The sequence below is a fragment of the Thiomicrorhabdus marina genome, assembly GCF_017571465.1.
Lineage (GTDB): Bacteria > Pseudomonadota > Gammaproteobacteria > Thiomicrospirales > Thiomicrospiraceae > Thiomicrorhabdus > Thiomicrorhabdus marina.
Window position 1 is genome coordinate 1 of the sequence record NZ_JAGETV010000001.1, and the last position, 13,590, is coordinate 13,590.

The following is a 13,590-nucleotide window of genomic DNA, read 5'->3' on the forward strand; positions in this document are numbered from 1 at the left end:
AGAACACCGTTTACTAACTCGTCAACCGTTGTCGTCACTTCATTAACTGGGTTATCAAGTGCACTTAAGTTTGTACCAAGCGTGCCATCAACAATATCAGTCACTGCTGCAACAACTTCATCAACATCACCTGAAGTGCCTTCTTCAGCTTCACCACCTAGTAGGCTGTTTACTGTACCGCCTAGGTCTAGGTCTCCAGCTAGAACACCGTTTACTAACTCGTCAACTGTTGTCGTCACTTCATTTACTGGGTTATCAAGTGCACTTAAGTCTGTACCAAGCGTGCCATCAACAATGTCTGTCACTGCTGCAACAACTTTATCAACATCACCTGAAGTCCCTTCTTCAGCTTCACCACCTAGTAGGCTATTTACTGTACCGCCTAGATCAAGGTCTCCTGCTAGAACACCATTTACTAACTCGTCAACCGTTGTCGTCACTTCATTAACAGGGTCATCAAGTTCACTTAAATTTGTACCTAGCGTGCCATCAACAATGTCAGTCACTGCCGCAACAACTTTATCAACATCACCTGAAGTACCCTCTTCAGCTTCACCACCTAGTAGACTATTTACTGTACCGCCTAGATCAGGGTTTCCGGCTAGAACACCATCAATTAGTTCGTCAATTGTATTCGTAACCTCATCTACCGGCTCATCTAATGCACCTAGATCGGTTCCTAGGATATCGTCAAGTACCGTTGTTGCACCGTCTACCACTTGGTCTACATCGCCTTCTTCACCTAACAAACTATTTACTGTTTCTGCAATATCGGGTTCACCAGCCAAAACACCATCAATTAGTTCGTCAATTGTTGTTGTAACCTCATCGACTGGTTCATCTAGCTCACCAAGGTTTGTGCCTAGAGTGTCATCAACGATATCAGTGATTTGATCAATGACTTGATCAACTTCACCTTCAGGTCCTAATAGAGTAGTCGATGTATCATCAATCACATCTACGACATCATCGACTATATCTTTAACATCTTCTACAACGTCTTCAACAATGTCAGCTACCGGTTCAATCACTTCGATAATAGGCTGAGTTATTTCAGTTATGTTGTTTACGATTGTAACGTCTCCTGAACCACCACCAGTAGAAGCAACATCTTGGAATGCATAACCAGCAATACCTTGAGTATTGGTTGCAAATTGATTGGAAACTTCACCTTCATAACCGAGACGTTCCATAGCCACGCCCGAACCAATCGAACCGCTAGTTTCACCACCAGATGCAGTTGCTTCAAGGTCAATTTCACCATTGCCTTCAAAAATTGCTCTCTGAAGTGCTGCGATTGATGAAGATGCATCGATATCTTGGGTAGGGGTAAACATATCTTCATTAAGCAACATGCCATTCGCACTACCAAGAGTTGTTAATGACCCATCATTAAGAGCCATAGTGGTTTTACCATCAACACCAGTAACAACAGTTTCACCTTCATAGACAATTGCACCTTTAAATAAGACTCGTTCAGTACCTGAAACTGTGTCTACTGCTTTAACTTCACCCACTGTTGATTGAATTGTTCCGATAACTTTTGCCATGTCGAGCCTCCAGATTAAGCTTTGTTTGGTCGTGTTTAATTTCTTAACTTGAGGCCATCTTAAAAAACTCTTTTACAGGAGGAAATTGTCTTTAGGTTCCAGTACATTTTCCTTACATAGATAAATATTATTTACTCTTTGCCATTTTAATAAGTATTAAAACTTACTCGCAAAGGCCTTTTATGCTAAAAAAAATATCATTAAATACAGTACGTAAGACTTACTACGAGTAAATAATTTTTATTTAAAATAAAGTTAATTTTTTGAAAAAAATTGCATTATTTTTCATTTTTTTCTTTTAAAGGAGTCCAAGTAAACTAAAAACCAAGTTCAAATCACTTCAGGCAAAGCAAAATCTGTCGAAAATTTCTGCTAAAAGTGAAACTAGAAAAGCAATAAAAACAAAAAACCCCGTTTTAAACACAACTTAAAACGGGGTTTATGAGTAATGAAAATTTAGTAACAAAAAAAACTTTGATTAGAGAGATTCGTAATGACTAAAAATAAAGGCTAGCGACACTGATAAACATCGAAACGCATATGCCCGTCCTGAATTGTCTCTACCGCCACTAGGCGATTACCAGCCATACGAACAGCTTCATTTTTTGCTAAAGCGATTGAGTCATACATAACCGCATCTTTATCCCGATTGATAAAACCAATTTTGTTCAAGACCGAAGTATTGACAGAACCAAGCTTTTCACACCTTAATACATCTGGCAAAGTCACAACCTTTACTTGATCAACTCCATCAAGTGGTTCAACCCAACTACAAGCGGACATTAGCAAAACTGTAGACACAGCAAGCATCGAGATGATGTTTTTGCTAAAACTTTTTGTTTGAAACATCAACAATCCTTTAGAGATAAAAATAAAAATCGGCAATCATAGTAACTGACTGACTCCGCTAATAAAATAAGACTTATCTTTTATGTTCATCCCGCTTCTTATCTTTATTGTCTTCATTGAAGACAATTTTTGAATAATAGGCCAAAGACAGAATAATTAGAGTAACGCCAATAATCAAATACAAAGCATTAAGTAACTGCGAAGTGTCATGTAAGGCAATCTTAAAGACCACCATCAAAGCTTCAATCGATAAAGCGATAATAATTGCAGACAAGAACTTGGTTAACAATTTTGCATCGTCTTGTTTATCACCATAAGCCTTAAAAAACACTTCTCGTTCCATAAGCGTTTTCGCTAAATCAAAAATTGCCAAGCCCATCGTCAAAGCAATAATCGGTTTAAAAACCGCTTCTAACGTATACTCCACGGGGTTCATCAACTGCTTGAAATAATCAAAGAACGCATAGCCTATCGACATCACCGAAAAGAACATTAGCGAAACACCGATAGCTAAATAAAAACTATAGGTCACACGGTTAAAAACTGGGTGTCTTTCTAAAAAGCCAAAACGAGTCAATAACGTCAATAAATTAAAATCAAGGAAAATAACGTGCCCTTCATGGTACTGCATGAGGGTGACGCAAGGCTCTCCTGTTGCAGAGCTGATATAGGGATCGCTAATTGCAATATCACTATCTGCTTCATGCACTCGATCTACCAAATAGCAACGATCACGGCCTATCGCACTTTTAATCTGCCGGCGACGTGTGATATTCGGAGAAATTTGCTGATATTTATCATCCGTGACATAAATCAACTCTAAGCTAGGCAAAATACCGTAGAAGTTGTGCAGTTGTTCAAAGTCAGTGGCAATATGGTGACCATTGTTATGAATGGTCTCCACCAAAAACTTTTCTATTTCAGACTTATGTTGATCATAGATATGTATGTATTCCTGCATCATTACATTCCTTTGTTTGTATTCCCACAATGCAAGCAAAAACCATTCTTTTTGCAAGTTTTCTTTGATAAGCAAATACTTATTATTTGGAGTACGAGGTTGGAGGTCTAGCTGAGAAAATTATTTCCCAAAAACGCACCATTTAAGCGCAGGCACTATTAAATGCTATACCGAATTCGTCAGTTTCCGTTAGAATGTTTGCATTTAATCTAAACAGAACGATAGGAAAACACTATGGCAAGTGCACTACTGATTCACCAAATCAGCGTTATTCTAAGTATTATTGGATTTTTTGTTCGTGGAATCGGACATATTTTTGATAAAGGCTGGGTGACAAAAAAACCAGCTAAGATTTTGCCGCACATTATCGATACGGCACTACTGGTCAGTGCCATCATTTTATTGGTAATTGGGCCTTGGTCGATTTCCGAGGGGTGGGTTCAAGCTAAGATTCTTGGATTGGTGCTATATATTTTTTTAGGATTAATGGCATTTCGTTTTGCTAAAAATCGTCTACAAAAAGCAATTTACTGGCTTTTAGCACTTATCGTTATCTTTTACCTAGTTGCGGTTGCAAAAACACATTTAGCAATACCTTTTGCCTAAACAACGGTCATTTTATAAAAAGGCTCCTTTCGGAGCCTTTTTACTGTAGAGAAATCAAAGCATTAGAATTATTCGAAATTCTAAAATAAGCCATATCCTCTCTCATATCAGATGCTTGTTGGTGAATAGCAGAAGACGTTTCGGCAGTCTGCTCTAATCTCAACGCATTTTCTTGGAAAGTCTGATCAATACCTGAAATTACTTGGTGGATTTCTTGCACACCATTTGACTGAACTAAAGATGCATTCGCTATCTGCTTGACCATCTGCTCCATCGAACCGACCGACTTATTAATTTCTTCCAATACCTTGCCCGATTTAGTAGCCAGCTCTGCTCCCTGATCCACTCGAGAGACCGTTTCTAAAATCAAATCCTTAATTTCGGCTGCGGCATCTGCGGATTTCTGCGCTAAAGAACGAACTTCACCGGCCACTACGGCAAAGCCGCGCCCATGCTCACCGGCTCTAGCTGCTTCAACAGCCGCATTCAGTGCCAAGAGATTTGTTTGAAAAGCAATGCCATCAATTAAACCGACAATTTCAGAAATTTTATTACTGGATTCTTGAATTGCATTCATCGCGGTTACCGTGTTGTTCATTACTTGCGCGCCATTTTGGGTCTCCATCAAAACTTGTGAGGCCACTTGCGATGCTTCATGCGCATATTTAGAATTTTCCTTAATACCGTTTTTGACATGATGCATAGTCGCATTGGTTTGTTGCAGGCTTGCTGCCTGAGATTGAATGGCACTATTTAAATCAACTGTACTGGAGTGAATGTTTGTGGTGCCGTTCTGGAAATTAATAGAGGCACGTACTGATCGCCCAATGACTGTAGACAATTTATCTGTCATATTTTCAAGCGCTTGAGTTATCCGTTTAATATTTTTCTCATATAAGCCACCACTGGCTTTTTGCAAATGATCTTGCATATGCGCAGTTAAATCACCATCCGATATTTTATTAATGGTATTTGCCGCATCTTCGATCACGTTATCCAGCAAAATATTACTTTCGTTAGAACCAATATCGGTGGCGTATTTAATCACTTTAATGACTTGACCTTGAGGATCAATGATCGGGTTATAACTGGCTTCAAGCCAAATGTCTTTACCGTCTTTATCTATCCGGTGGAAAGTACCGGAAAAGCTTTCACCCTGAGACAGTTTATTCCAAAAGTTCTGATATTCTGATGACCGTGCATATTGCTCATCACAGAACATACGATGATGCTGGCCGATAATTTCGTGCTCGTTATAGCCCATCGTTTTACTAAAATTTTCATTCGCGCATAAAATGTGGCCCTGCGTATCAAACTCAATAACAGCCATTACCTTATTGATCGCCTTAATTTGAGCTTTTGCATCTAGTTCAATCTGAACCTGAGAAGTAATATCCGTAGCAAACTTAATGATTTTATACGGTTTACCTGCCTCATCTAAAACAGGGTTATAACTGGCTTCTAACCACACTGCCTCACCATTTCGCTTCTGGCGTCGATAACGACCCGTTGAAAATTCTCCACGGTTTAAAGCTTGCCAAAACTTTGTATAATCAGGGGAAGCAGCATCTTCAGGGCAGACAAAAATACGATGGTGCTTTCCTTGAATATCTTCCAACTTATAGCCCATTGTTTGCAGAAAGTTGTCATTGGCCGTCAGAATATGGCCATTCAAATCAAATTCAATTACTGCAGAAACTTTATTCAAAGCCTCGATAACCGACTGTTGTTGCTGATACTTTTCTAATACATCTGCCAACTCTTGTTCGGCTTTCAATGCAAAACGCCACATAACCCACCCCCAGACAGTAAGTAAAAATTACATAGGTAATATTACGCAACACCAAGTGAATTATGTCAATAAATTTATGAAATAATTATTAATTTAGACACGATTACTCAGATTTACTTTTGGTGAATTTGGTAAATAATGCCATGATCAGTTGCCACAAATAAACGCCCGTCTGGGGCTTGTGCCAAAGCTCGGATTCTCTGATTTAGATTAAGTAAATAGCGTTTTTCGCTTCGGGAAAGATTATTTTGTATAGACACTACATTCAGGTGGCGTAATTTCATGGCTCCAGTGATCAACTTATCCTTTAGTAACAGAACACTAGTCCCCCGATAAAACAGTAAATCACTAGGGGCAATTGATGGAATATACACCTGTACCGGCTCTTGCATGCCAGCTTGATGTTTTACACCTACTGCCTGTTCACGACTGTACTCTTTGCCTTGCGACACAACTGGCCAACCGTAGTTTTTGCCTTTTTCAATAAGGTTAATTTCATCGCCACCACGTGGGTCCATGTTCAATTTCCCAAAGCTGATTTGTTGTTTTATCAAAAAACAGCCCTTGAGGGTTACGATGACCGTAACTCCAGATTTCCGGTAGCGCGTCAGGACGGTTAACAAAGGGATTATCTTCAGGCACACTACCGTCAAGATGTAAGCGAATAATTGTCCCTTGATGATTACTTAAGTTCTGAGCTTGATGACGCTGACCACGATCCCCAACCGAAAAAAACACATGGCCTTTACCATCAAAAGCAATTCGACTGCCGTAATGTATGGAAGTTGCCGATGAAGAATCCGTAATCAATAAATCTTGCCAATCTACTAATTTGTCACCCTGTAATTTAGCTCTGGCAAGGGTTGTCACAGAACTTGCAGCAACAGGTTTAGAATAGGTGAGATAAACAAGTCCTGTATATGCGAAACTCTCTGCTACTTTGACATCCAATAAACCGCCTTGACGTTGAGCATAAACTTCCGGCAACCCGCTTAACCAAGTAATCGACTTGGTTTGTAAATTCAACAGACCTAGCTTGCCACTACGCTGCGTAAACAATAACTGGCGGTCATCGATAAAATCCATCCCCCAAGTTATTTTTAATCCATCAACTAAGGGAGTTACTGATAAGGATGCTTGTTCGCTGGAAAACTCAGGAGCCTGCAAACTTTGCGCTTGCACGCAAGAAAATAATGGAAGGCATGCAATTAACAGCACGCTGAAAAGCCGAGAAACTGGACGACAAAATGACAACATCTTTAGCCCTTCTATTTACTCAACGGACACACTTCTGAACCGGATTGCTCGGCAAATACACTACGAATTTGCGAATCGGCTCGTAACTGCTCAACAACTCGGTTGTAATCAGAAAATCTGACTTCGCCAACAAATTTAATATGCACATGACCTGAACCGTCAACGATATAAGAAGCTTGATTATCCATTTCATTGGCAAATAATATCGAAGCCGTTGCCGCATCCGCCGCGTGCTGTATAGCGACTTCCTTCTCGGTAAGAGAATCGTATAACGGATTTTGGTTACAACCGCTCACCGCTATTGCTGAAAATACAACAAAAGATACCAGTGATAACAATAACCTGATTTTTTCCTTCACCCGTGCCATTAAACTCTCCTCAACTAAAACGATTTAAGCATTACGGACTATAGCAAACAGCATCCGCAAAGTTCTCATCAAACGGAAAATAACAAATCTCTTCAAAATTCGATAATTCGCTAAGATTAGAGACCTGTTGTAAACGGCTAAGCTTATCGGTAAGTGAACCAGAATTGGCCGCATAAGTTTCTTCAGAGACATATAAGCGATCAGTACCTGCTCCGCCATTAATATTGGCATTTATCGTTCCCATAACGGCTATGGTGTCATTACCTTTCAAAAGGTTAATCGATTTATTCACATCACCACTGATATACATCGATTCACCTGAATTTGTAGCGACATTTAATTCATTGGTGCTATTTAAATCCTTGTTTAGGATGTAATCGAAGCCATCAGGAAGGTTAACCAAAACGATTTGTTCGGTTGTTTTTTTAAGTTCGATTGAGTTCAGCAGATCTAACACTTGGCGTTTAATTTCGTAAGCAGAAATCGTTACCATCTGGTCATCATAGCCCTCCTCACTGAAATTATTACGCCACAAAAGCAAATCACCGTCGCAATTTTCCTGCTCCCTGCCACTTTCATTCTGGCACTGGTTCAATAAGGTGTTATAACCATTTGCATTGAAAGCAACCAAAACCGCCGGAATGGATTCAACTTCACTGGTGGCAATATCGTTACTACAATTTGCAGAATCTTTTAGGCAGATATGATAACTCTCAGTCGCATCTGGTAACTGATCAGTCGGCGGCGTTTCTAAAATAAAAACCGGTGCTGGCACCGTGGCGCCGGTCGGTTCACAAATGTTCAGATCGTCATCAAATACCACTTCATTTCCACTTACCGCAAAATAACTGGCACTATGGCAAGGGTCGATAATCTCAGCAGAATTTTCATTTGCCGCCGCTTTATTAATACCATAGGCAAAACGGTTTCCATAATCATCACTGGTAGCGTCTAACGATAATCCAATCGAACTATTCGGAATCCATCCAACTGAAGCGCTGCACTCGAATGGCGATTCCTGTTCACGGTTTTCAAAACCATCGCCACTAATATCCGGACACGGCAAATAACGGTTTACTTTGACATAGTCTAATAGCGCCCTTTTACTGATTTTTAAGCTTCCTAGGGTATGTGCTTGCTTAGCATTATCCAAATATGCCCCTAATGTGCTCACTCCTGTACCGAAAATAATTCCGACAATGGTCAAAACAATGACCAATTCAACTAAACTAAATCCTCGTTGTCGGCTTGCCGCTAATTTCATGCAGGCTCCTTATCTAATTTTTCCGGAACGGATAATGGCAGTTTTCGCCTGTGACATGGTGATCGGAATGACATAATCACGATTATCTGTTTGATTGTTTGAAGTAGCGGCGAGCATATTTACATAGATACTATCTCCATCACAGTTTTCGTATTCGTCAATAGGTAGTTCACTTTGAATGCAGGAATTTTGATTGACGCTAGCACCGTTTGCTCCCCATGAAATCGCCACTGCAACCACGCCGATTTTTTCTCCCTTTTTCAGCCCTTGCAAAAAATCACCTTGATTCAACAAACTTAAATTACCGTTATCGGTCATTAAATTAAAAATATTAAGTACATCAATTGGCAGTAGATTCGTACCTACCGGCGGCGTCGACAAGCCAAAATAAGGGGCTTTGGTAGATTCGTAATACTGATAATTGCTGGCACTACGACATAAGTTCAAAAGCCCGCCGCAATTCAAAGAACAACCAACGCCAATTCCTAACGGAGTTTTATCGCAATAAGCGGCATTATTAACTGGACAGATAAATAAATTATCAAGGTTGACCGCCCCCGTTTTACCGAAAACACCGGCAGCATGACAAGCACGATTTTCGTTTGCTAAGTCAACATCTCCTGTTTCAGTGTTGATCGCATAGAAATAATCATTACCCCATGCATCGAATCGCTCAATAGCTAAATCTTGAAACGGTAAACTTCCTTTGGAAAACGTACAAACCAAGCTTCCCCCTGCACCGGCTTTCAGATTTTCGACGCCATCAGGATTGTTTGGATCATCTGGGCAAGGCAAACGTGAATTAGTCGCAAGATAAGTTTCCAGTGACTCTCTTACCATCAAGCTATTCTCTACTTGCTGAAATCGTTTATCCGTCTCCGAGAAGAAACCATATACGCCTTTCAGCATACCGGCACCAACCCCAAGCAGAACTAAAACAACTACAATTTCAAGTAACGTAAAGCCGTTTATATTTGCCGTTTTTTTGCAGAAATTCTTTTTCAAGGGCATGCCTCAGACCATGTTTGCCAACTTAAGCTGGCACCATTACCGTACCAATGATCATTGCCAAGTAAATTCAACACCGGCATGTCCGTTCCAGGCTCAAATCGTTCACGTTCTTTACAAACCCGTTGCGCCATCAAGATCATCCATTCATCAAAGTGAATCCCAACGATTTTATCCTGCGTCGAAGCGTCTGGGGATAATTTATCCAGTGCGTTTTTTAGAAATTCTTGATCCGGTCTGTATATAAAATGTCGATCGCCATCTCGATTTTCTGCATTATCGACATTTCCATCACTGCCGGGATCAATCAAAATTGCAATATAACCGGCTTTACCGTTCAAAGTCAGTTGCGGCTTAATTGCTGAAGCGTAATTCTCAGAATCCAAAACCTGTGGTGTCAAGGGAGCAAAACGTGATCCTGTACCTGAGTCATCGTAGACAGCAAAACGTTTATCAAGAAAGTACAGATAATTGTTTTCGGATGGAAAATAATAGCTCAATGAGTCGCCTAGAAGACCAAATAGAATGCGAGTTTTTACCTCTTTAGGAAGCTTCGCACTGACGGTTACTTCAGGATCTGGCAAAACATCATTTACTGAATGGCAAATAGAATCTGCGACCCCGTCAGAATCACTGTCAGGACAAGGGAAATAACCTGGAGCAGGCACGTTCTGAAAGTTAACCAAGGCCACAGAATTAGCCAAAAAAAGTTCAGGGAGTAGCACGGAAAACTCTAATAAACTTTGTTTGGCATCCTCTAAATCAGTAAGCTGTCGATCAACAAAAATCGAATTAAATTTACTCGAAATATTTGTGTATTTGTAACTAAGCCAAAGACTAACAATAATCGCTAATACGAGAGTGGTGAGAAGTAATACCGCTCCCTGCTGCCTAGGAGATGATTTTTGAGAAATTTTCACTCTCGAACGTAAATTTATCAACCGAGCGTCTTCCAAGAAAAGAACTTACAAAGTTACTAGAATACACCAGTTAACAGCGGTATCAAGATAGTAATGTAATGATGTTATTTAATCCCTGGCTGATAAACCGTAATACCATTAGCGCCTTTTTTCTGTGCATGCTGTAAAGCAAGTTCCGCTTTAGAAATTAAGTCGTCCGGTGTCATCTGTTGTTCCGGTTCATGATAGAAGAACACACCAATGCTGGCACTAGTTTGTAACTCATGACCTTCAAACTGCAATGGCATGCAGCTATCTTCGAGTAATCGCTTGGCGATATACATAATGTTTTTACTGTTTTCATAGCTCTCTATCAATACCACAAATTCATCACAACCAATACGACCCAGACTATCGACTTTACGTAAGGATTGCATATAACGTTGCCCCAGAGTTTGCAATAAACGATCTCCGGCTTGATTTCCATAGCGTTCATTTATTTCACTGAACCCATCCAGATCAATTAACAAGAGTGCTAAATCTTTGCGATTCCTCTTTTGCCGTTCCAACGCCTGTTGAATACGATCAACCACTAAATTTCGATTCGGTAATGATGTCAGGGAATCAAAATGCGCTAATTGTTCCATAGCCTGTTTTTGGCTAGCCAACTGTTTTAGCACTCGCTTCTGTTGAAAATTGAGCCATAACTGCTGTGCGAGCAGTTGCACCGTCTGTAAATCATCCGCCGAATACGTCTGCTCAGCATTTTCATCATTCGCCACGGCCAGTAACATAACCACCTCGCCGTGCTCAGTTAAAGGCACAAAAATCGCTCGAGTAAACTGCAACTCATTTTGCAAAAAGTCTTCCAGCTCAGGATTATCACTGATGTTATTGATAATAAATGGTTTTTTATAAGGCAGGACTTGTGTTACCAAGTTGGAAGCTCGTAAAAAATTAGACAATTCTTGCTGTGGCTCTCTGCCGTTAGTCGCTACCGCCTTCAAGTTTAAAGCCTGCTGACTTTCTGAAAAAAGGTAAAGAAAAGCCTTGCTGCTCGATGTAATTGAGGTCAGTAAGGCAAGCGCTTTATCCGCGATAACTTGCTCGCTATGGCGTTGTGCCAATTGAGGTAGTTCTAACAGGAAACGATCGCGATGTTGGTGTTGCTCTAACAAAATGGTATTAATGACCGATTCATGACAATCCGTCATAGAGCCGCTAACTTTTAATGGATGGCCTTTCTTGTCCTGATCACTGACACGTCCTGAGAGGAGCACCCATTTATAACCTGCGTCTTTGGTTTCAATTCTAAATTGTAAATTCAGAACGTGCTGTTCACCATGAACCAACGCATCCACCGACTGCTTAACCTTGTCGCTATCATCGGGATGCACTAATTTAATGGCTTTTCGATAACTAAAAGGTTGTAGTTCGAAAATGCTGAAACCAAGATACTTACTCCACTGCTTATTAATGACAATCGAGTCACTGTCTATCGTCCAATGAAACGGCATCGAATCCGATGCAGATAACATATCCAGATAGAGCTGCTTTGATTTTTCAGCTTTGCGGTAGGAAATCGCAAACCACATTGAGAAAGCGAACAACAATAAAACGGCAAAAATTAAGATTGAAATCATTGGCGACATAGCAAGTAACATCCTGTAACTTGAAACTGATAGATAAAAAATAAGCACTGTTACTTAAGACCGCCATTCTAACAGCCAAGCTAAAGGATTTCCCTAGCTACAACATGGATTTAGTAAATTTAGGCTTATCAATGATTAAAAAGTTACTTTTAGCCAACTTTCTCAAACCCTTCACTATTTCTTTCTATTGTTAACAATCAACCTCAATGCACCACCAATGGCGACCCAATTAAAACGCTTCAAAATATGCTAAGATGCCCGCTTTCTCGTTTAGTCAATCAAAGGGAGACGCTGATGTCAGCAACCTACACAACCACACCGGATATCGTAAGCTATGGTCTAGGCCGCCAAATGGGAGACCAACTAGCAGGCGATCCATTTGAAGGTATGAATGCAGAAGCCGTTGCACAAGGTTTGATGGACGCGCTTAGCGGCAAACCAAGTCCGATCGATCAAGAAGGTTTCGTCAAAGCTTTCCAAGAAATCAACGAAATCATGCAAGCTAAACAAGCGGAAAAAGCCAAAGCGGCTGCGCAAGAAGGTGAAAACTTCCTAGCTGAAAATGCCAAGAAAGACGGCGTTGTGGTTCTGGAATCAGGCCTGCAATATGAAATTATTTCTGAAGGTAACGGCGAAAAACCGTCAGCTGATTCCGTTGTACAAACTCACTACCACGGTACATTAATTGATGGAACGGTTTTCGATAGCTCTGTAGAGCGCGGTCAACCGGCGTCTTTCCCGGTTAACCGTGTTATCGCCGGTTGGACTGAAGCGCTACAACTGATGCCGCAAGGGTCAAAATGGCGTCTATTTATCCCGCAAGACTTAGCATATGGTGCGCAAGGTTCTGGTAACAAAATCGCGCCTTACTCGGCATTAGTCTTTGAAGTAGAGCTACTGGCTATCGAACGCTAATCTAAGGGAACACAGAATAAGTCCCCATTGACTTCAAACGAAGAACTCGACGCCCGAAGGGCGTAAGTTGAGACAGGGCTTTGTAAAATTTGTCTGAGCGGTGCTGCCTGTTTTTATCAGGTCGAGGCATGACGGCAAACAGATGCCTTGCTTAGCCTAAATTTTACTTTGCTTGAAGTCATTTGGACTTGTTCTGTTTTTTCCTAACTCTGCTTAAAAACGCAAAAAGCCGGTATTTTCAAAATATACCGGCTTTTTTAGACTTTATCGATCGATTATTTGAGAATGCAATTCTTCGCATAATCAGAGGCTTCATTTGCAGTCCATTCACCTTTCGCTTTTGCGTCCATATCCGCACACCACTCCGGCGAACCAACTTCCGCACTACAACCGCTTAACATGATTACCGCACCAATCATCATTGCATAAATAGTTTTCATAAGATTTCCTTTTATTATCTCGCTTCTCA

14 protein-coding genes are annotated in these 13,590 nt (G+C 40.6%); 2 read left to right on the forward strand and 12 right to left on the reverse strand.

Annotation, left to right across the window (positions count from 1 at the left end; translation table 11 throughout):
* The 3 genes from J3998_RS00005 to J3998_RS00015 all read right to left on the reverse strand — a co-directional run.
* On the reverse strand, nucleotides 1-1,550 hold a 1,550-nt coding region (locus tag J3998_RS00005; RefSeq protein ID WP_208145958.1), incomplete at its 3' end, for a hypothetical protein.
* A gap of 510 nt (nucleotides 1,551-2,060) precedes the next feature.
* Entirely contained in the window at nucleotides 2,061-2,399 is a 339-nt protein-coding gene (locus J3998_RS00010; RefSeq protein WP_208145959.1) for a DUF4156 domain-containing protein, read from the reverse strand.
* A gap of 73 nt (nucleotides 2,400-2,472) precedes the next feature.
* Nucleotides 2,473-3,360, reverse strand: a complete 888-nt coding sequence (locus J3998_RS00015; protein WP_208145960.1) for a hypothetical protein — start codon at nucleotides 3,358-3,360, stop codon at nucleotides 2,473-2,475.
* 234 nt (nucleotides 3,361-3,594) lie between these two features.
* Here J3998_RS00015 and J3998_RS00020 point away from each other — a divergent pair, with 234 nt between their 5' ends.
* On the forward strand, nucleotides 3,595-3,966 hold the full coding sequence (locus J3998_RS00020; protein WP_208145962.1) for a SirB2 family protein: 372 nt from the start codon (nucleotides 3,595-3,597) through the stop codon (nucleotides 3,964-3,966).
* A 40-nt stretch (nucleotides 3,967-4,006) separates the two neighbouring features.
* Here J3998_RS00020 and J3998_RS00025 read toward each other — a convergent pair whose 3' ends face one another.
* From J3998_RS00025 to J3998_RS00055, 8 genes are all read right to left on the reverse strand, one after another.
* Complete coding sequence (locus tag J3998_RS00025; RefSeq protein ID WP_208145964.1) at nucleotides 4,007-5,758, reverse strand: methyl-accepting chemotaxis protein; 1,752 nt, start codon at nucleotides 5,756-5,758, stop codon at nucleotides 4,007-4,009.
* Between the two features lie 113 nt (nucleotides 5,759-5,871).
* On the reverse strand, nucleotides 5,872-6,276 hold the full coding sequence (locus J3998_RS13185; RefSeq protein WP_243750517.1) for a PQQ-dependent sugar dehydrogenase: 405 nt from the start codon (nucleotides 6,274-6,276) through the stop codon (nucleotides 5,872-5,874).
* Nucleotides 6,254-7,015 carry a PQQ-dependent sugar dehydrogenase gene (locus tag J3998_RS00030; protein WP_243750518.1) on the reverse strand — a complete coding sequence of 254 codons (762 nt, stop codon included), beginning with the start codon at nucleotides 7,013-7,015 and terminating at the stop codon, nucleotides 6,254-6,256. The genes J3998_RS13185 and J3998_RS00030 overlap by 23 nt, the downstream gene beginning before the upstream one ends.
* 11 nt (nucleotides 7,016-7,026) lie before the next feature.
* Nucleotides 7,027-7,383 (reverse strand): hypothetical protein, encoded by a 357-nt coding sequence (locus tag J3998_RS00035; RefSeq protein ID WP_208145966.1) that lies wholly within the window; start codon nucleotides 7,381-7,383, stop codon nucleotides 7,027-7,029.
* Nucleotides 7,384-7,414: 31 nt separating this feature from the next.
* Nucleotides 7,415-8,647 carry a type II secretion system protein gene (locus J3998_RS00040; RefSeq protein ID WP_208145968.1) on the reverse strand — a complete coding sequence of 411 codons (1,233 nt, stop codon included), beginning with the start codon at nucleotides 8,645-8,647 and terminating at the stop codon, nucleotides 7,415-7,417.
* Between the two features lie 9 nt (nucleotides 8,648-8,656).
* A complete protein-coding gene (locus J3998_RS00045; protein WP_208145970.1) occupies nucleotides 8,657-9,652 on the reverse strand; it encodes a prepilin-type N-terminal cleavage/methylation domain-containing protein in 996 nt (331 codons plus the stop codon).
* On the reverse strand, nucleotides 9,649-10,575 hold the full coding sequence (locus J3998_RS00050) for a hypothetical protein (RefSeq protein ID WP_208145972.1): 927 nt from the start codon (nucleotides 10,573-10,575) through the stop codon (nucleotides 9,649-9,651). The genes J3998_RS00045 and J3998_RS00050 overlap by 4 nt, the downstream gene beginning before the upstream one ends.
* Before the next feature lie 104 nt (nucleotides 10,576-10,679).
* On the reverse strand, nucleotides 10,680-12,206 hold the full coding sequence (locus J3998_RS00055; protein WP_208145982.1) for a diguanylate cyclase domain-containing protein: 1,527 nt from the start codon (nucleotides 12,204-12,206) through the stop codon (nucleotides 10,680-10,682).
* Nucleotides 12,207-12,500: 294 nt separating this feature from the next.
* Here J3998_RS00055 and bamJ point away from each other — a divergent pair, with 294 nt between their 5' ends.
* Nucleotides 12,501-13,121, forward strand: a complete 621-nt coding sequence (gene bamJ, locus J3998_RS00060; RefSeq protein ID WP_208145984.1) for a BamJ family beta-barrel-assembly machinery protein — start codon at nucleotides 12,501-12,503, stop codon at nucleotides 13,119-13,121.
* Nucleotides 13,122-13,396: 275 nt separating this feature from the next.
* Here the strand turns inward: bamJ and J3998_RS00065 are convergent, their stop codons facing one another.
* Nucleotides 13,397-13,561, reverse strand: coding sequence for a DUF3012 domain-containing protein (locus J3998_RS00065; RefSeq protein ID WP_208145986.1), 165 nt, complete (start codon nucleotides 13,559-13,561; stop codon nucleotides 13,397-13,399).
* Between the last annotated feature and the right edge of the window lie 29 nt (nucleotides 13,562-13,590).

Bases quoted from the DNA above. Each gene is read 5' to 3' on its own strand.
- bamJ (WP_208145984.1), top strand. From the start codon at position 12,501: ATGTCAGCAACCTACACAACCACACCGGATATCGTAAGCTATGGTCTA.
- J3998_RS00020 (WP_208145962.1), top strand. From the start codon at position 3,595: ATGGCAAGTGCACTACTGATTCACCAAATCAGCGTTATTCTAAGTATT.
- J3998_RS00015 (WP_208145960.1), bottom strand. From the start codon at position 3,360: ATGCAGGAATACATACATATCTATGATCAACATAAGTCTGAAATAGAA.
- J3998_RS13185 (WP_243750517.1), bottom strand. From the start codon at position 6,276: ATGGACCCACGTGGTGGCGATGAAATTAACCTTATTGAAAAAGGCAAA.
- J3998_RS00040 (WP_208145968.1), bottom strand. From the start codon at position 8,647: ATGAAATTAGCGGCAAGCCGACAACGAGGATTTAGTTTAGTTGAATTG.
- J3998_RS00010 (WP_208145959.1), bottom strand. From the start codon at position 2,399: ATGTTTCAAACAAAAAGTTTTAGCAAAAACATCATCTCGATGCTTGCT.
- J3998_RS00025 (WP_208145964.1), bottom strand. From the start codon at position 5,758: ATGTGGCGTTTTGCATTGAAAGCCGAACAAGAGTTGGCAGATGTATTA.
- J3998_RS00035 (WP_208145966.1), bottom strand. From the start codon at position 7,383: ATGGCACGGGTGAAGGAAAAAATCAGGTTATTGTTATCACTGGTATCT.
- J3998_RS00030 (WP_243750518.1), bottom strand. From the start codon at position 7,015: ATGTTGTCATTTTGTCGTCCAGTTTCTCGGCTTTTCAGCGTGCTGTTA.
- J3998_RS00065 (WP_208145986.1), bottom strand. From the start codon at position 13,561: ATGAAAACTATTTATGCAATGATGATTGGTGCGGTAATCATGTTAAGC.
- J3998_RS00055 (WP_208145982.1), bottom strand. From the start codon at position 12,206: ATGTCGCCAATGATTTCAATCTTAATTTTTGCCGTTTTATTGTTGTTC.